This window comes from Streptomyces sp. NPDC111606 (genome assembly GCF_055656945.1).
Genome location: NZ_JBVKBY010000006.1, coordinates 150903 through 168407, shown reverse-complemented (window position 1 = coordinate 168407; position 17505 = coordinate 150903). Strand labels below are relative to the sequence as shown.

Genomic DNA, 17505 nt, shown 5'->3' with positions numbered 1-17505 from the left:
CGCCTCAGGCGAGGGTCGCCACCAGAACCGCCTTGATCGTGTGCATCCGATTCTCCGCCTCGTCGAAAACGACGGAGTGCGCCGACTCGAAGACCTCGTCCGTGACCTCCAGCGACTCCATGCCGTGCCGCTCGAAGATCTCGCGCCCGACCTTCGTGCCCAGGTCGTGGAACGCCGGCAGGCAGTGGAGGAACTTCACGGCCGGGTTCCCGGTGGCCCGCAGCACGTCCATGGTCACGGCATACGGAGCCAGCGCAGCGATCCGCTCGTCCCACACCTCCTTGGGCTCCCCCATGGAAACCCAGACGTCGGTGGCGACGAAGTCCGCCCCGAGGACCCCCTCGTCGACCTTCTCCGTGATCGTGATGCGGGCCCCGCTGGCCTCGGAGAGCTTGAGGGCCTGCTCGATGATCGCCCGGGCGGGCCAGTACGCCTGGGGGGCGACGATCCGCACGTCCATGCCGAGCAGCGCCCCGGCGATCAGGTACGAGTTGCCCATGTTGAAGCGGGCGTCGCCCAGGTAGGCGAAGGCGATCTCCTTCGGGGGCTTGGCGCTGTGCTCCGTCATCGTCAGCACGTCGGCCAGCATCTGCGTCGGGTGCCAGTCGTCGGTCAGACCGTTGAAGACGGGCACGCCCGCGTACGCCGCCAGCTCCTCCACGTTCGCCTGGCTGTCCCCGCGGTACTCGATCCCGTCGTACATCCGCCCCAGCACACGCGCGGTGTCCTTCACGGACTCCTTGTGGCCGATCTGTGAGCCCGACGGGTCGAGGTACGTCGTCGAGGCGCCCTGGTCGGCGGCCGCGACCTCGAACGCGCAGCGCGTGCGCGTCGAGGTCTTCTCGAAGATCAGCGCGATGTTCCGGCCCCGCAGGTACTGCGTCTCGGCCCCGGCCTTCTTGGCGGCCTTCAGCTCGGCGGCCAGCTCGACCAGCCCGAGGAACTCCTGCCCGGTGAAGTCGAGCTCCCTGAGGAAGTGGCGGCCGGCGAGGGCGGTCGGGACAGTCGCCATGGGGGCGCTCCAGAGGTACGAGTACAAGGACTGTGGAAGTCTATACGACCATCGGCATTTCTATACGGTCAGACTTTCGCCTACACGGCCTCGCGTTCGACCGGACAGCTCATGCACCGCGGCCCACCTCTCCCCCGCCCCAGCTCGCTCCCCGGGATCTCGATCACCTCGATGCCCTGCTTGCGCAGATGTGTGTTGGTGGTGGAGTTCCGCTCGTAGGCGACGACCACACCCGGCTCGACGGCCAGCACGTTGCAGCCGTCGTCCCACTGCTCACGTTCGGCCGCATGGACGTCCTGGGTCGCCGTCAGGACGCGGATCTCACTGAGGCCGAGCGCGGCGGCGATCGCGCGGTGCATGTGCTCCGGCGGATGGTCGGTGACCTTCAGCTCCTTGTCGCCGGCGCCCGGTTCGATGGTGTACGAGCGGAGCATGCCGAGCCCGGCGTACTGGGTGAAGACGTCGCCGTCGACCATCGTCATCACGGTGTCGAGATGCATGAGGGCGCGCCGCTTGGGCATGTCGAGGGCCACGATCGTCTGCGCCGACCCGGCGGCGAACAGCTTGTGGGCGAGCATCTCGACGGCCTGGGGCGTGGTCCGCTCACTCATCCCGATGAGCACGGCTCCGCTGCCGATCACCAGGACGTCCCCGCCCTCGATGGTGGAGGGATAGTCGGCCTGCCCCTCGGACCAGACATGGAACGTCTCGTCACGGAACAGCGGGTGATGCCGGTAGATCGCCTCGAAGTGGACCGTCTCGCGCTGCCGGGCGGGCCAACGCATGGCATTGACGGAGACGCCGTCATAGATCCAGGCGGAGGTGTCCCGGGTGAAGAGATGATTGGGCAGGGGCGCGAGGAGGAAGTCGTCGAGCTCCATGACATGGAAGCGCACGGAGATCGGCTCGGGGTGCGCCTCCAGGAACTCCCGCTTGGTCATGCCCCCTATGAGGGCTTCGGCCAGTTCGGGCGAGGGCAGGCCCTCGAAGGCCGCACGGAGGTGGTCGGTGGCCAGCACCCCGTACTCCTTCTCGTCGAAGACCCTGTCCAGGACGAGCTTCCGGGCCGCCGGGATCTCCAGGGCCTCGGTGAGCAGGTCGCCGAACAGGTGGACGGTGACCCCGCGGTCGCGCAGTACGTCGGCGAACCCGTCGTGCTCGGCGCGCGCCCGGCGCACCCACAGCACGTCGTCGAAGAGCAGGGCGTCCTTGTTGCTGGGGGTGAGCCTTTTGAGCTCGAGATCGGGCCGGTGCAGGATGACGCGGCGCAGGCGCCCGGCCTCGGAGTCGACATGGAATCCCATGCCTCCATCCTGACCATCGCCGACCGGGTTCACCCCCCGCTTGACCGTTTCCGTTTTCGTCCCCTTGACGACAAGCAGGCATCACGCTTATCGTCTACATGACGAAAAGCGAGGGGGTCCCATGGCCGACATCACCCGGCGCCTCGGCTGGCGCCATCTGCGCGGCGCGCCCACGGCGCACATCCGCCACCACCGCGGCGGCAAGCTGCTGCACGACGGCCCCGGGCTCAGCTTCTGGTTCCGGGCGCTGACCGCCGCACTGTCCGAAGTGCCGGTGGACGACCGGGAGCTGGCGATGACCTTCCATGCCCGTACGTCCGACTTCCAGGACGTGGCCGTCCAGGCGACGGTCACCTACCGGATCAGCGACCCGGCGTTGGCCGCGTCGCGCCTGGACTTCTCCATCGACCCGGACACGGGCGCGTGGCGGGGCACGCCGCTGGAGCAGCTGGGGACGCTTCTGACGGAGACGGCCCAGCAGCACGCGCTGGACGTCCTGTCCCGTACGCCGCTGTCGGCGGCGCTGGTCGACGGCGTGACGGCGGTGCGGGAGCGGATCGCGGCGGGCCTGGCCGGCGAGCCGCGGCTCCCGTCGACGGGCATCGAGGTCGTCGCCGTACGCGTCATGGCGCTGCGCCCCGAGCCGGAGGTGGAGCGGGCGCTGCGCACCCCGGCCCGCGAGCAGATCCAGCAGGAGGCTGACCGGGCGACGTACGAGCGCCGGGCGGTGGCCGTCGAGCGGGAACGGGCGATCGCCGAGAACGAACTGGCCAGCCAGATCGAACTCGCCCGCCGCGAGGAGCAGTTGGTGGACCAGCGGGGCACCAACGCGCGGCGGGAGGCCGAGGAGCACGCGGCAGCCGACGCGGTCCGGGCCGAGGCGGAGGCGGCACGGACGGTACGGCTGGCCGAAGCCGAGGCAGCCCGTTCCGTACGGCTGGCCCGGGCGGAGGCCGAAGGGGCACGCGAGGTCGGTGAAGCACGGGCTCAGGCGCAGGCGGCCTGGCTGCGGGTGCACGGCGAAGTGGACGTGGCGACGCTGCACGCCCTCACCGGGACGCGGCTCGCGGAGAACCTGCCGCGGATCGACAGCGTGACGGTGTCGCCGGACGTGCTGACGGGGCTGCTCGCCAGGCTCGGTACGCAGGAGCAGGCGTGAGCCTCGCTCCCCGGGTCGTCCTCGTCCATCGCACCACGGAGTACGAGGAGTTGGTGGCCCGGCACGGCACGCACGGCCAGGCCGCCTTCTTCCTCGCCTCCCGGGGCCGGGACATCGCGGAGGTCGCCGAACGCCACCACCGGACGCGCCACGCCCTGGCGGAGGTGACCTCGGCGATCCCCCTGACCTGGCGTCAGAGCCGAGTCGAAAGGGCCGACTTGGACCGGTTCCTGTTCGCCCCGGAGGACGTGGTGGTCGTGGTCGGGCAGGACGGCCTGGTCGCGAATGTGGCCAAGTACCTCGCCGGGCAGCCGGTGTTGGGCATCGACTCCGACCCCGGCCGCAACCCGGGTGTCCTCGTGCGCCACCGCCCCGAGAACACCGGCCCGCTCCTCACCTCGGCGCAATCCGGAAGGGGCGCCTGCGACGAACTCACCATGGTCGAGGCCGTGGCCGACGACACACAGCGGCTCGTGGCGCTGAACGAGATCTACCTGGGCGCCGTCGGACACCAGACGGCCCGATACCGCCTGGGCCTGGAGGACGACGGGGGTGTCGTCGAGGCCCAGGCCTCGTCCGGGGTGCTGATCGGCACCGGGACGGGGGCGACCGGCTGGATCCGGTCGGTGTGGCAGGAGCGGGGAGGGCAGCTGCGGCTGCCCTCCCCGACGGAGGAGCGCCTGCTGTGGTACGTCCGGGAGGCCTGGCCGTCCCCGGCCACCGGGACGTCGCGGGTGGCCGGGGAACTCGCCGCCGCGTCCCGTCTCCACCTCACCGTCGAGTCCGAGCGGCTCGTCGCCTTCGGGGACGGGATGGAGACGGACGCGGTCGAGTTGACCTGGGGCCAGACGGTCCGGGTCGGCGTGTGCCGGGAGCGGCTGCGGCTGGTCGGCTGAAGCCGCTCCCTCGGTTCACAGCCGGGGGTCCACCGGCTCCGACTCCAGCGCCAGCACCCCGAACACCGCCTCGTGCACCCGCCACAGCGGCTCGCCCTCGGCCAGCCGGTCCAGGGCCTCGAGGCCCAGCGCGTACTCGCGGATGGCGAGGGACCGCTTGTGGTTGAGGAACCGCTGCCGCAGCCGGGCCAGGTTGTCCGGCCGCGTGTACTCGGGACCGTAGATGATCCGCAGGTACTCGCGACCCCGGCACTTGATCCCGGGCTGGACCAGTCGCCCTTCCCCACTGCGCACGACCGCACCGAGCGGCTTGACGACCATGCCCTCGCCGCCACGGCCCGTCATCTCCAGCCACCAGTCGACGCCGGCCTGCACCGACTCCGGGTCACCGGTGTCGACGTAGAGGCGCCGGGTCGTCTGCAGCAGGCCGGTGCTGTCGTGCTCCACCAGCCGGTCGAGGAGGGCGAGCTGCTCGTTGTGCGGGAGCGCGGCCAGGCTGCGGCCCTGGGCGGCCAGGATCTGGAACGGTGCCAGGCGTACGCCGTCCAGGCCGTCCGTGGTCCAGCAGTAGCGGCGGTACGCCTCCGTGAACGCGGCGGCGTCCGACGCCCGTCCGCGCTGGCGGGCGAGCAGGTCCGACACGTCGACGCCGCGCCCCGCTGCACCCTCCAGTGCGGCGAGCGCACCCGGGAACACGGCCCCGGAGGCGGCGCCGACCGCGGCGTACTGCGACCGCAGCAGACCCTGCGCCTTCAGCGACCACGGCATCAACTCGGCGTCGAGCAGCAGCCAGTCCGTCTCGAGGTCGTCCCAGAGACCGGCCTCGCCGACCGCCGTACGGAGCCGCTCCAGGATCGTCTCCGTGACCGACTCGTCGTCGAGGAACGGGCGACCGGTGCGGGTGTAGAGCGACCCGGTGGGACCCTCCACCCCGAACCTCTTGCGGGCGGCTTCCACGTCCCGGCACACCAGCGCCACGGCCCGCGAGCCCATGTGCTTCTCCTCGCACACGACCCGCTCGACACCGTCCGCCGCGTACTGCGCGAAGGCCTCCGCCGGGTGCTCCAGGTAGCCCTCGATGTGACTGGTCGCCGTGGGTGCCATGGTCGGCGGGAGGTACGGCAGCAGGCGCGGGTCGACGGCGAAGCGGCTCATGACCTCCAGGGCCGCGGCCGCGTTCTCCTCACGGACCGACACCCGCCCGGCGTGCCGAGTCTCGACCACCCGGCGTCCGTGGACGTCGTTGAGGTCGAGCGGCCGTCCGTCGTGCCCGCCCGGTGCCTCCGTCCGCAGCGGCTTGGCCGGCTCGTACCAGACCTGCTCGGCAGGTACGTCGACCAGTTCCCGCTCCGGCCAGCGCAGCGCGGTCAGCTTGCCGCCGAAGACGGCACCGGTGTCCAGGCAGATGGTGTTGTTCAGCCAGGTGGCCTCCGGCACCGGGGTGTGGCCGTAGACCACAGCCGCGCGGCCCCGGTAGTCCTCGGCCCACGGGTAGCGCACCGGCAGCCCGAACTCGTCGGTCTCCCCGGTGGTGTCGCCGTACAGCGCGTGCGAGCGCACCCGCCCCGACGTACGGCCGTGGTACTTCTCCGGCAGACCGGCGTGGCAGACCACGAGCCGGCCGCCGTCGAGGACGTAGTGGCTGACGAGCCCGTCGATGAACTCCCTTACCTCGGCGCGGAACTCCTCGCTCGCGCCCTCCATCTGCTCGATGGTCTCGGCGAGTCCGTGCGTGTGCTGGACCTTGCGGCCCTTGAGGTAGCGGCCGTACTTGTTCTCGTGGTTGCCCGGCACGCACAGCGCGTTGCCCGACTTCACCATCGACATCACGCGCCGCAGCACACCGGGGCTGTCCGGGCCGCGGTCGACGAGGTCGCCGACGAAGACGGCGGTGCGGCCGTCCGGGTGCACACCGTCGGCGTACCCCAGCTTGCCGAGCAGCGACTCCAGTTCGGAGGCGCAGCCGTGGATGTCGCCGACGATGTCGAACGGGCCGGTGAGGTGGGTGAGGTCGTTGAAGCGCTTCTCGGTGACGACTGACGCGTTCTCGACATCGTCCACGCCTCGCAGGACGTGCACCTTGCGGAAGCCCTCGCGCTCCAGGTGCCGCAGGGACCGCCGGAGTTCACGGGTGTGCCGCTGGATGACCCGGCGCGGCATGTCGGCCCGGTCGGTGCGGCCCGCGTTGCGCTCGGCGCACACGTCCTCCGGCACGTCGAGCACGATGGCTATCGGCAGCACGTCGTACTGCCTGGCCAGCTCGATCAGCTGCCGTCGGCTGTCCTGCTGCACGCTGGTGGCGTCGACGACCGTACGGCGGCCGGCCGCCAGGCGCTTGCCCGCGATGTAGTGCAGGACGTCGAAGGCGTCCCGGGTCGCGCTCTGGTCGTTCTCGTCGTCGGAGACCAGGCCTCGGCAGAAGTCGGAGGAGATGACCTCCGTCGGCTTGAAGTGCCGGCGGGCGAAGGTGGACTTGCCGGAGCCGGAGGCGCCGACGAGCACGACGAGGGAGAGGTCGGTGACGGGCAGGACCCGTCCCTTGGTCGCCTGGGTGGTCTCGCTCATGCCGCCTTCGCCTCCTTCTCGTCGTTCACACTGCTCTTCATGCCGGCTGTGCTGATTTCAAACAGGGCCATCTGGGTGGGCGGGCCCACCTCCGGGTCGTCCGGTCCGACCGGTACGAACTCCACGCCGTACCCGTGCCGTTCGGCCACCGCCCCGGCCCACGACCGGAACTCCTCGCGCGTCCACTCGAACCGGTGGTCGCCGTGCCGGACGTGGCCGGCCGGGAGGGATTCCCAGCGGACGTTGTACTCGACGTTCGGGGTGGTCACCAGAACCGTCCGGGGACGCGCGGAGCCGAACACCGCGTACTCCAGGGCGGGCAGCCGCGGCAGGTCGAGGTGCTCGATGACCTCGCTGAGCACGGCGGCGTCGTAGCCCTTGAGGCGGCTGTCGGTGTAGGCGAGGGAGCTCTGGAAGAGCTGCACGCGCGAGGCCTGCCGCTCCCCCATCCGGTCCAGCTTCAGCCGCCGTCCCGCGATGGTCAGCGCCCGCATCGACACGTCCACACCGACGATCTCGGTGTACGCCGGGTCCTTGAGCAGCGCCTGCACCAACTGCCCCTGTCCGCATCCGAGATCGAGCACGCGCGCGGCACCGGACGCCTTGAGCGCGGCCATGATCGCGTCCCGGCGCAGCACGGCGAGCGGGGTCGGCTTCTCCTCGGCCTCGCTCTCCGCCTCGACGGCGTTGTCGATGTCCTCGACCTCGCTGTCGTCGGCCTCCGCGAGCCGCACCAGCTCCAGCCGCTCCATCGCCTGCCGGGTCAGCGACCAGCGGCGCGACAGATACCGGCTGGTGATCAGCTTCTGCTCCGGGTGCTCCGCCAGCCAGCCCTCACCGGCCCGCAGCAGTTTGTCGACCTCCTCGGAGGAGACCCAGTAGTGCTTGGCATCGTCGAGGACAGGGAGCAGGACATAAAGGTGACGCAGGGCCTCGGCGAGGGTCAGCCCCTCCGACTCCAGCACGAGCCGCACGTACCGTGAATCGCCCCACTCGGGGAACTGCACGTCCAGCGGCACGGGTTCGGCGGTCACCGCCCAGCCGAGCGGCTCGAACAGCCGCCGTACGAGCTCGGGACCGCCCCGGGCCGGAAGCGCGGGCACCTCGATCCGCAGCGGCCGCGGCTGAGCCGGCAGGTCCGGCCGGGCATTGCACACGCCCCGCATCGCGCTGGAGAAGACACCGCTGAGCGCTACCGCGAGCAGCGAGGAGGCTGCGTACGGCCGGTCGTTGACGTACTGCGCGAGCGCCGCGTCGGGCGCGCCACCCCGCCCCTTGCCCTTGCCACGCCGGACCAGTGCCACCGCGTCGACCTCCAACAGCAGCGCCGCCGTGCAGCGCTCGGCGTCGGCCTCGGGGTAGAGGACGTGCGCCTTGCCGTAGGAGGTGGAGAACGCCTGCGCCTTCTCGGGATGCTTGTGCAACAGGAAGCCGAGATCGGTGGCGGGGCGTTCTGGGGTGCCGGTGGCTGTGATGGTCAGGAACACGGTGGGTTGGCCTTTGGATAGGGTCTGAGCTGCGCATGTGCGCCGCCCATACAACGTACAGAGCGCACGCCGTAACCACCCGGGTTTTTCGCCCCACCCGTTCCCGCCCGCTCCCAGGGGTGTGCAGCGGGAACCCACGACGGCCCCCGGAAGCCATGCTCCCGGGGGCCGCGAAGAGATCGAACGGTTCAGAGCAGCTCGGACAGTTCAGGGCACAACCGGCGCTACGACAGCTGCGACTGCACCTGGGAGGAGATGAGCTCCAGGTGGTCCAGGTCGTCCAGGTCGAGGACCTGGAGGTAGATCCGCCGGGAGCCGATCTCCTGGTACCGGCCGATCTTGTCGACGACCTCCTGCGGAGACCCGGCGAGCCCGTTGACCTTGAGCTCGTCGACTTCCCGCCCGATCGCGGCGGCACGACGGGCGACCTCCTGCTCGTCCTTGCCCACGCACACCACAAGGGCGTTGGAGTAGACGAGGTCGTCACCCTTGCGCCCGGCGTCCTCGGCGGCGGCGCGCACGCGCCCGAACTGCCGCTCACTGTCCTCGACCGAGGCGAACGGCATGTTGAACTCGTCGGCGTACTTGCCGGCCAGCCGCGGAGTACGGGTGGCCCCGTGCCCGCCGATCAGAACCGGAATCCTGTCCTGGGCGGGCTTGGGCAGGGCAGGCGAATCGGTGAGGTCGTAGAAGCTGCCGTGGAAGTCGAAGGTCGCACCGGCCTGGGTCGCCCACAGCCCCGTGACGATGGCGAGCTGTTCCTCCAGCCGCGCGAACTTCTCCTTCGGGAACGGGATGCCGTACGCCTTGTGCTCCTCCTCGAACCAACCGGCCCCGAGGCCGAGTTCGACGCGGCCGCCGGACATCTGATCGACCTGGGCGACCTGGATGGCGAGCACGCCGGGCAGCCGGAAGGTGCCGGCGGTCATCAGGGTGCCGAGGCGAATGCGCTTGGTCTCCCGTGCGAGACCGGCAAGTGTGATCCAGGCGTCGGTGGGCCCGGGCAGGCCGTCCCCGGAGCCCATCTTCAGATAGTGGTCGGACCGGAAGAACGCGTCGAAGCCAAGGTCCTCGGTGGCCTTCGCCACGGTGAGGAGGGTGTCGTAGGTGGCCCCCTGCTGGGGCTCGGTGAAGATGCGAAGATCCATGACTCCATCCTGCATGCCGAGGCACCCGTCAACGGTGCGGGTCCCCCTGCCCCCCGCCTCCCCGGTCGGGTGAATTCCGTCAACGCCGGAACCGCCCCCCTGCCCGGGCCAGTGACCGCCCCTCACGATGATCGTTGGCTCGATCGGAGCCGGACCGCCCGGCCCTCGCGCCGGCCCCAGACGGCCGGAGCGTCACCGTGTCGGCCCACTGCCACTGGGGGGCCGGAGGCCCGAGGAGGCCGTCATGTCCGAGGAATTCGCGCCACAGCAGACCACCAGCGGCGCCGGCCAACCGAAGGGGCTGCTGCAGCAGATGGAGGAGCTGATGGCGGCCCTCAACGCGGACCTGTCGGCCCTGGACGCGGACCTGCAGTCGACCGGGCCCCAGCGACAGGACGGCGACGCCGGCTGACCCTCCACCCCGCCAGGGGGCTCCGCCCCCTGGACCCCATCGGCCTGAACGGCCTCGTCCTCAAACTCCCCCAGAGGGGCCACCCTCAGACGGGCTGGCATGCCTGGACCGGCACTGGAAAGTGACCGGCAGAGTGACCGTGGTGGTGGCGCACCCCCGCGGCGCCGCAGTCGCCCACGGCGGCAAGGGGCCGTGCCGGGGGGTGTCCGCCCGCAGTGGCCGGCGTCAAGAAACGGCACCACCCTGCCCAACCCCAACCGCCGGTCCGAGGACGGACACCCCCCGGCACGGCCCCGACCCACCACACACCCGCAGGCGCCACGCGAACCCCCACCCAACCCCCACAGGCCGCCGCAGGCACCCGCCGGCCCTACCCCGCCGCAGGTAACCCCTCCTCCCGATCCGCAAGTCTGCGCAGCATCTCCCGCACCCGATCCCGAGACTCATCCGCCGCGTCGATCGCCTCCATGCACTGCCAGTACGTCGTCTCGTCATCCGCCGCGCTGGCCATACCCACCAGAGCGATTCCCACCTCACCCAGCAGGCTGCCCAGATGCATCAGCGACTGCCGCGCATCACCCAACTCCGTCAGCTGGGCCGCGCGTAAGGCACCCTCCGCAAGGTCCGGCACGTCCAGCACCCCACACCCACGCCCGGCCAGCTCGGTCAACCCCAGCGCCTCGCCCCGCAGTTCAGGTGGCCCGAACACCGCAAGCCGGCTACCGATCGCCTGAGCCAGGGCCTGCGCCTGCCACACCTCGGTCAAGATCTCCGGCGCGCCCTCGCTCCCCGCCAGCGCCCGCCTGCTAGTCACGATCAGCCGCACCGCGTCCATACGCAGTCCCCGTCTGTCCCGACGCGCTGCCCACGCGCCGCCCGAACTCCCTTGTCCACTACCCAGAGTGAAGGCCCCTGAGACGAAAAGCCAGAGGAAGACGGAAATCTGCGGACAACTTTTCGGCTACAGCCAGGCAAACGGACACGTAGAGTGAAAGCGGACCAAGGCGCTCCCCACTCCTACGGCGCCGGAAACCTCCGCTCGTTCCGATCGATCTTCGCGTCCAGCGCCGCCAGCGGATCGATCCCGAGCACCTCGCACAGTTGCAACAGGTAGGCCAGCACGTCCGCCACCTCGTCGGTCACCCGCCCGGCGGTCTCCACGTCGTCCATGACCCGAGCCGACTCCTCAGGCGTCAACCACTGGAAGATCTCGACGAGTTCGGACGCCTCCACGCTGAGCGCGGCAACGAGGTTCTTCGGCGTGTGATACGGCTGCCAGTCGCGCGCGGCAGCGAACTCGGCCAGCCTGCGCTGCAGCTTGGCCACATCAAGAGGTTCGGTCACGGCTCCAGATGTACCACCGTCACGCCTCCCACCCCAGCCGACCCCAACGCCGCAGCCGCCCCCACCGGCCCCGCCCCCTCCACCACGCCCGCGACGTCACTCACGGCCCCCACGTCACTCACGGCCCCCACCAACCGAATATGCCCCCGCTCACACATCCGCGCAGCAAGCCCCACCAGCTCCCCCCGCTGCACCGGATCCAGCCCCCGATCGAACCCATCCACCACCACACTCAACGTCTGCATCGCCGCAGGCACCTCCCCCACCGGATCGACCTCCAGCACCCCGGGCCCGGTCAGCAGAACCAAGGACAGCGCGAGATACCGCAGCTCACCGTCCCCCAACCGCCCGAGCTCCGTCCGCACCCCGTCCCCCCGGTCGAGCACCCCGCGCACCGTGCCGTCCTCCAGCACCTCGGCGACCACATCGGCCACCGCCCCGGCACACCCCGCCCGCACCGCGCCCACGAGCCGCGCATGCCGCCGCGTGCACTCGGCGCGAGTCCGCCACAGCACCTCGGCGAGGTTGTCGCAGCCCCCGAGCAGCCGCCCTGAGCCGACCGGCACAGGTGCCCGCATCCGATCGGGCCGCGGATCGCAGGCGAATACCGATCGCAGGGCCACGACCATCTGCTCGGCGGCGGCCAGCACCCGCCGCTGCCCCTCCGTCCTCCCGGCCACCCGCAGCGGCAACAGCGTGGTACCGAGCCGGTCGTCGGGCAGCGGCGCCCGTGTCACCGGCGACTGACCGGCGGTATGCCAGGCGGCCTGCACACAACGCCGGCTCGGATCCCGCAGGGCCGTCTCCAGCAGGACGACCCCGCCCGCGCTCAACCGCTCCCCCACGATCCGCAGTTCGGGCTCGGCCTGCACGGCGACGTCGAGTCGAACCGGCCCCTCGGGACCGTCGGCGGTACAGCCGATCCGGAAGCCCCGCCGTCGCTGCGCATCGGGCCGGGCCCGCTCGGGCACGCAGGCAACCGGATCGGGGAACACCTCCCCGACCTCGGCACCCGCACCGAGCCGAGCCAGCGCCTCGTAGGCCCGCAACGCGGTCGTCTTCCCGCACCCGCTCGGCCCGGCCAGGAGGGTGAACGCCCCGAGCGGCAGCACGACCCGCCGATGCCCGGCAAAGGCGGACAGCCGCAGCTCGGTGACATGAGGGCGCCCGGAACACCCACCGTCCGCGCCACTCACCCGCCGCCCCTGAGCGGGCACGGACACAAGACCGGAAACAGAGGACAGGGATGACGCAGAGGACCCAGACATGCCCGGACCGTAGGCCCGCTACCGCCAGGCGAACCGTTCCACCCCGGCACCCTTCCTACGATCGAGCGACGCCCCCGAGCCCGCCGCCGGACCTCAGACCTCAGACCCCAGATCTCAGACCTCAGAGCCAGACTCCACGCCCCAGCCCCCAGCCCCCAGCGCCCATCCCCCGAGCCGCAGGCCCGCCCCCTCTACGTACCGGGAACCCCCGCCCCCTCCATCAACCCACTGACCTCGGTCCCGGGCGGCGTCAGCAGGAACACGTTCCGGTCCACCCGATGCATCCCGCTCGCCAGGCCGAAGACGACCCCGGTGCTGAAGTCCAGCACCCGCTTGGCCACCTCCGTCTCGGCCCCCGTCAGATCGAGCAGCACCGGAATCCCCGCCATCAGCGTCTCGGCGACGTCGCGGGCGTCCGCGAACACATTGACCCGCAGGACGACGAACCGGCGACGCGGTTCCGTCGCCGCCTCCGGAGGCACCCGGTGGTCCACCGCGGACGGCCAGGCGTCTCGGCCGCGCAACGGCACGACCTGGGCGAGCCCCTCCCACTGTTCATCGGTGACGTCGTGGCTGTTCACCGGCTCCCCCCGCCTTGACTCGCCTTCAATGCCTGCACCAGCCAATTCTTACGCCAAGTCACCCGTTCGGCCCAACACCGACACGGTCCGCGAGCCCCTCGCACGCATCCCGACTCCTCCCGGACCGGCCCCTCACAGCTCGTCCCAGCCTCCTGTGTGGCCTACGTAACTCCTCATGATCAAGGGATGTGACATCGACGTAACGGGCAATTCGTACGCTCTAGACACGACCTCGAACGCCGGAGAAGGGCAGCACGTGACCGAGACCACCTCCACGACTCAGGTCCGGACGGTCTGCACGTACTGCGGGGTCGGCTGCGGGGTCCTGCTGGACGTCGGTATGGGGCCGGACGGACGGCGTACGGTCCTGAAGGCCTCCGGCGACAAGGCGCACCCGGCGAACGCGGGCCGGCTGTGCACGAAGGGCGCGACCACGGCCGAGATGCTCGCCGCGCCCGGGCGGCTGACCACGGCGCTGGTCAGGGACGACCGGGGCGAGGAGCCGGTGCCCTCACCGATCGCCGACGCGATCTCCGAGACCGCCCGGCGGCTCCGCGCGATCATCGACGAGCACGGGCCGGACGCGGTCGCCTTCTACGTCTCCGGGCAGATGAGCATGGAGGCCCAGTACCTGGCGAACAAGCTGGCCAAGGGGTTCGTGCGGACGAACCAGATCGAGTCGAACTCCCGGCTGTGCATGGCCAGCGCGGGCATGGGCTACAAGCTGTCCCTCGGCGCCGACGGGCCGCCCGGGTCGTACGAGGACTTCGACAAGGCGGACACTTTCCTGGTCATCGGCTCGAACATGGCCGACTGCCACCCCATCCTCTTCCTGCGCATGATGGAGCGGGTCAAGGCGGGCGCCCGCCTCATCGTCGTCGACCCTCGGCGCACCGCCACCGCCGCCAAGGCCGACCTCTACCTCCAGATCAAGCCGGGCACCGACCTCGCCCTCCTCAACGGCCTGATGCACCTGATCGTCGAGAACGGCCACACCGACCCCGGCTTCATCGCCGCGCACACCGACGGCTGGGAGGAGATGCCCGCCTTCCTCGCCGACTACCCGCCGGCCACCGTCGCCGAGATCACCGGAATCGCCGAGGACGACCTCCGTACCGCCGCCCGGCTGATCGGCGAGGCGGGCGAGTGGATGAGCTGCTGGACGATGGGCCTGAACCAGTCCACACATGGCACCTGGAACACGAACGCCCTGGTCAACCTGCATCTCGCCACCGGGGCCATTTGCCGCCCGGGCTCGGGCCCGTTCTCCCTCACCGGCCAGCCCAACGCCATGGGCGGCCGCGAGATGGGCTACATGGGGCCGGGGCTGCCCGGGCAGCGGTCCGTCCTCGTCGACTCCGAGCGGGGCTTCGTCGAGGAGCTGTGGGAGCTGCCGCCGGGCACCCTGCGCGCCGACGGGGTCGGCAAGGGGACCGTCGAGATGTTCCGGAAGATGGCCGACGGGGAGATCAAGGCCTGCTGGATCATCTGCACCAATCCCGTCGCCTCCGTGGCCAATCGCCGTACCGTCATCGAGGGGCTCGAGGCCGCCGAGTTCGTCGTCACGCAGGACGTCTTCACCGACACCGAGACCAACGCGTACGCGGACGTCGTGCTGCCCGGCGCCATGTGGACCGAGGGCGAGGGTGTCTTCGTCAACAGCGAGCGCAATCTGACCCTGACCCGACCGGTCGCCGACCCGCCCGGCGAGGCGATGGCGGACTGGCGGATCATCGCGGCCGTCGCGTGCGCGATGGGGTACGAGAAGGGGTTCTCGTACGGCAGTGCCGAGGACGTCTTCGAGGAGATACGCCGGGCCTGGAACCCGGTGACCGGCTGGGATCTGCGCGGCGTGACGTACGAGCGGCTGCGGACCACGCCCGTGCAATGGCCGGCCGCCGACCCGGACGGGTCCCACCGCAATCCGATCCGGTACGTCGACCCGGACGGCGGGCTGCGGTTCCCCACCGCGAGCGGACGAGCCGCGTTCCACGCCCGGCCGCACATGCCGGCCGCCGAGATGCCGGACGACGACTACCCCTTCGTACTGAACACCGGGCGCGTACAGCACCAGTGGCACACCCTGACCAAGACGGGCAAGGTCGCCAAGCTCAACAAGCTGAACCCGGGGCCGTTCGTGGAGCTGCATCCGCGGGACGCGCGCGAGTTGGGGATCGCCGACGGGGACCCGGTGGAGGTCGCCTCGCGGCGTGGGCGGGCCGTGCTGCCGGCGGTGGTGACCGAGCGGGTGCGGCCGGGGTGCTGTTTCGCGCCGTTCCACTGGAACGACCTGTTCGGGGAGTATCTGAGCGTCAACGCGGTGACGAGCGACGCGGTGGATCCGATCTCCTTCCAGCCGGAGTTCAAGGTGTGTGCCGTCTCCCTGACCCGGGTCGCGGCTCCCACGACGGCTCCCGTTCCGGCGGAGCCGGTCGGGCAAGCGCTGACGCCGACAGCCGTCACCCCTGGCACAGCCGCCCCCGTGGGTCCCTTCGGCCCCTTCGGTCTGGAACCCGCACCCCCTCCCGTCCTGTCCGCACAGGAGCGCCTCTACCTCACGGGGTTCCTCGCCGGCCTCGACTCCGGCGGGCCGGGCGTCCCCGTGCTCCCGCCGGACGCGCCCTTCAGCCCCGAGCACGCGCTGTGGGTCAACGGCGTCCTCGCCGGCATGTACTCCCGCACGGCGGCGGCACCGAGTACGCCGCAGGGCCGCGAGGTCGTCGTGCTGTGGGCCTCGCAGACCGGGAACGCCGAGGAGTTCGCCACCGCCACCGCCGAGCGGCTGGGCGCGGCGGGCCACCGGACCACGCTGGTCGGCATGGACGAGGCCGATGTCCGCGCCCTCGCCCGCACGGCCGACCTGCTCTTCATCACCAGCACGTTCGGCGACGGCGACGCGCCCGACAACGGGGCCGGCCTCTGGGACACGCTGTCCGACGACGGGGCTCCGCGGCTGGACGGCGTGCGGTACGCCGTGCTCGCCTTCGGGGACTCGTCGTACGACGACTTCTGCGGACACGGGCGCCGGCTGGACACCCGGCTGGGCGAGCTGGGCGCGGTGGCCCTGGCCCCCCGCACGGACTGCGAACCGGACTACGAGCCGTCCGCCGGCGCCTGGCTCGACCAGGTCCTCACGGCGCTGGCCGACTCGGACGCCCCCGCCGTCGAGAAGCCGCGGGCCAAGCCGAACGCCAGGTCCAAGCCCGCCCCCACCACCGCCCGTCTGGTCGGCAACCAGCTGCTCAGCCGACCCGGCGGCGGCAAGGAGGTGCGGCGCTTCACCTTCGACACGAGCGGCACCTCGCTGACGTACGAGGCGGGCGACGCGCTCGGCGTGCGGCCGGTGAACTCGCCCGCGCTGGTGGAGGAGTGGCTGGCCGTGACCGGGGTGGACGGTTCAGCGACCGTGCACGTGGACGGCGTGGGCGAAGCGTCCTTCGCCGAGGCTCTGCACCGGCACCTCGACATCACGAGGATCACCCCGGACCTGCTCCGCTTCGTCACCGAACGCGTCCGTGACGACCGGGGGTTGCGGCGGCTGCTGCGGCCCGACAACAAGGACGGTCTGGCGCAGTGGAGTTGGGGACGGCAGGCCGTGGACGTCATCGCCGAGCACCCGGTGCGGGCGGACGCGGAGGAGTGGGCCGGGGTGCTCAGGAAGCTCCAGCCGCGCCTGTACTCCATATCGTCCAGTCCGCTCGTCGACCCGCACCGCGTCTCGCTGACCGTCTCCGTCGTCCGGTACGAGAACCTGCACGGCCGACCGCGCGGCGGTGTCTGCTCGCCGTTCCTGGCCGACGCCGAGCCGGACACCGAGGTGCCGGTCTTCGTGCAGTCGTCCCCGCACTTCCGCCCGCCCGCGGACTCCTCGACGCCGATGGTGATGGTCGGCCCGGGCACCGGCGTCGCGCCCTTCGTCGGCTTCCTCCAGGAGCGGCGCGCGCTCGGGCACAGGGCGCCCAACTGGCTGTTCTTCGGCGAGCAGCACCGGGAGACCGACTTCTACTACGAGGACGAGCTGACCGCGCTGCTCGCCGAGGGCACCCTCGCCCGCCTCGACACGGCGTTCTCCCGCGACCAGCGCAACAAGGTGTACGTCCAGGACCGGATGCGCGAACACGGCCCCGAGCTGTGGCGCCGGCTCCAGGACGGCGCCCACTTCTACGTCTGTGGCGACGCCTCGCGCATGGCCAAGGACGTGGACCGGGCCCTGAGGGACATCGCGGTCGCGCACGGCGGCCTGGAGGAGGCCGAGGCGTCGGCGTACGTGAAGCAGCTGGCGGCGGCGAAGCGCTACGTCCGGGACGTGTACTGAGCTACGTCCGGGAC

Annotated in this window: 13 protein-coding genes; 4 read left to right on the top strand and 9 right to left on the bottom strand. The window is 71.1% G+C overall.

Going from position 1 to position 17505, the window contains the following annotated elements:
- Positions 1-4 precede the first annotated feature (4 nt).
- Together argF and ACZ7M7_RS22295 are read right to left on the bottom strand one after the other, a co-directional pair.
- The gene (gene argF / locus ACZ7M7_RS22300) at positions 5-1012 is read right to left on the bottom strand and encodes an ornithine carbamoyltransferase (RefSeq protein ID WP_472119519.1); all 1008 of its coding nucleotides are present in this window, start codon (positions 1010-1012) and stop codon (positions 5-7) included.
- Between the two features lie 80 nt (positions 1013-1092).
- A complete protein-coding gene (locus tag ACZ7M7_RS22295; RefSeq protein ID WP_383604562.1) occupies positions 1093-2316 on the bottom strand; it encodes an arginine deiminase in 1224 nt (407 codons plus the stop codon).
- Positions 2317-2437: 121 nt separating this feature from the next.
- Between ACZ7M7_RS22295 and ACZ7M7_RS22290 the strand changes: the two genes are divergently transcribed.
- The gene (locus tag ACZ7M7_RS22290) at positions 2438-3475 is read left to right on the top strand and encodes an SPFH domain-containing protein (RefSeq protein ID WP_383604565.1); all 1038 of its coding nucleotides are present in this window, start codon (positions 2438-2440) and stop codon (positions 3473-3475) included.
- Positions 3472-4371, top strand: coding sequence for a diacylglycerol kinase catalytic domain-containing protein (locus ACZ7M7_RS22285; protein WP_472119515.1), 900 nt, complete (start codon positions 3472-3474; stop codon positions 4369-4371). Before ACZ7M7_RS22290 ends, ACZ7M7_RS22285 begins: the two co-directional genes overlap by 4 nt.
- Before the next feature lie 15 nt (positions 4372-4386).
- Here ACZ7M7_RS22285 and ACZ7M7_RS22280 read toward each other — a convergent pair whose 3' ends face one another.
- The 3 genes from ACZ7M7_RS22280 to ACZ7M7_RS22270 all read right to left on the bottom strand — a co-directional run bounded on the left by ACZ7M7_RS22280 (position 4387) and on the right by ACZ7M7_RS22270 (position 9571).
- Positions 4387-6936 (bottom strand): polynucleotide kinase-phosphatase, encoded by a 2550-nt coding sequence (locus ACZ7M7_RS22280; RefSeq protein WP_472119512.1) that lies wholly within the window; start codon positions 6934-6936, stop codon positions 4387-4389.
- The gene (locus tag ACZ7M7_RS22275; RefSeq protein ID WP_472119510.1) at positions 6933-8423 is read right to left on the bottom strand and encodes a 3' terminal RNA ribose 2'-O-methyltransferase Hen1; all 1491 of its coding nucleotides are present in this window, start codon (positions 8421-8423) and stop codon (positions 6933-6935) included. Before ACZ7M7_RS22275 ends, ACZ7M7_RS22280 begins: the two co-directional genes overlap by 4 nt.
- A 224-nt stretch (positions 8424-8647) precedes the next feature.
- Positions 8648-9571 (bottom strand): LLM class F420-dependent oxidoreductase, encoded by a 924-nt coding sequence (locus ACZ7M7_RS22270; protein ID WP_383604577.1) that lies wholly within the window; start codon positions 9569-9571, stop codon positions 8648-8650.
- Between the two features lie 244 nt (positions 9572-9815).
- Here ACZ7M7_RS22270 and ACZ7M7_RS22265 point away from each other — a divergent pair, with 244 nt between their 5' ends.
- On the top strand, positions 9816-9983 hold the full coding sequence (locus ACZ7M7_RS22265; protein ID WP_383604580.1) for a hypothetical protein: 168 nt from the start codon (positions 9816-9818) through the stop codon (positions 9981-9983).
- Between the two features lie 370 nt (positions 9984-10353).
- On the opposite strand, the gene ACZ7M7_RS22260 is transcribed toward ACZ7M7_RS22265, so the two are convergent.
- The 4 genes from ACZ7M7_RS22260 to ACZ7M7_RS22245 all read right to left on the bottom strand — a co-directional run bounded on the left by ACZ7M7_RS22260 (position 10354) and on the right by ACZ7M7_RS22245 (position 13176).
- On the bottom strand, positions 10354-10818 hold the full coding sequence (locus ACZ7M7_RS22260) for a DUF6099 family protein (RefSeq protein WP_383604583.1): 465 nt from the start codon (positions 10816-10818) through the stop codon (positions 10354-10356).
- A gap of 182 nt (positions 10819-11000) precedes the next feature.
- Positions 11001-11327: a nucleotide pyrophosphohydrolase gene (locus ACZ7M7_RS22255; protein WP_383604585.1), complete on the bottom strand. Its 327-nt coding sequence runs from the start codon at positions 11325-11327 to the stop codon at positions 11001-11003.
- The gene (locus ACZ7M7_RS22250) at positions 11324-12595 is read right to left on the bottom strand and encodes an AAA family ATPase (protein WP_472119505.1); all 1272 of its coding nucleotides are present in this window, start codon (positions 12593-12595) and stop codon (positions 11324-11326) included. Before ACZ7M7_RS22250 ends, ACZ7M7_RS22255 begins: the two co-directional genes overlap by 4 nt.
- Before the next feature lie 191 nt (positions 12596-12786).
- Positions 12787-13176, bottom strand: a complete 390-nt coding sequence (locus ACZ7M7_RS22245) for a cell division protein SepF (protein ID WP_063807332.1) — start codon at positions 13174-13176, stop codon at positions 12787-12789.
- Positions 13177-13432: 256 nt separating this feature from the next.
- On the opposite strand from ACZ7M7_RS22245, the gene ACZ7M7_RS22240 reads away from it, so the two are divergent.
- Positions 13433-17491 carry a molybdopterin-dependent oxidoreductase gene (locus ACZ7M7_RS22240; protein ID WP_472119502.1) on the top strand — a complete coding sequence of 1353 codons (4059 nt, stop codon included), beginning with the start codon at positions 13433-13435 and terminating at the stop codon, positions 17489-17491.
- Positions 17492-17505: the final 14 nt, after the last annotated feature.

What these genes read in the sequence shown, in the direction of transcription:
- ACZ7M7_RS22260 (WP_383604583.1), bottom strand. Translation starts at nt 10,818, where the DNA reads ATGGACGCGGTGCGGCTGATCGTGACTAGCAGGCGGGCGCTGGCGGGG.
- ACZ7M7_RS22280 (WP_472119512.1), bottom strand. Translation starts at nt 6,936, where the DNA reads ATGAGCGAGACCACCCAGGCGACCAAGGGACGGGTCCTGCCCGTCACC.
- ACZ7M7_RS22295 (WP_383604562.1), bottom strand. Translation starts at nt 2,316, where the DNA reads ATGGGATTCCATGTCGACTCCGAGGCCGGGCGCCTGCGCCGCGTCATC.
- ACZ7M7_RS22265 (WP_383604580.1), top strand. Translation starts at nt 9,816, where the DNA reads ATGTCCGAGGAATTCGCGCCACAGCAGACCACCAGCGGCGCCGGCCAA.
- ACZ7M7_RS22270 (WP_383604577.1), bottom strand. Translation starts at nt 9,571, where the DNA reads ATGGATCTTCGCATCTTCACCGAGCCCCAGCAGGGGGCCACCTACGAC.
- ACZ7M7_RS22250 (WP_472119505.1), bottom strand. Translation starts at nt 12,595, where the DNA reads ATGTCTGGGTCCTCTGCGTCATCCCTGTCCTCTGTTTCCGGTCTTGTG.
- ACZ7M7_RS22290 (WP_383604565.1), top strand. Translation starts at nt 2,438, where the DNA reads ATGGCCGACATCACCCGGCGCCTCGGCTGGCGCCATCTGCGCGGCGCG.
- argF (WP_472119519.1), bottom strand. Translation starts at nt 1,012, where the DNA reads ATGGCGACTGTCCCGACCGCCCTCGCCGGCCGCCACTTCCTCAGGGAG.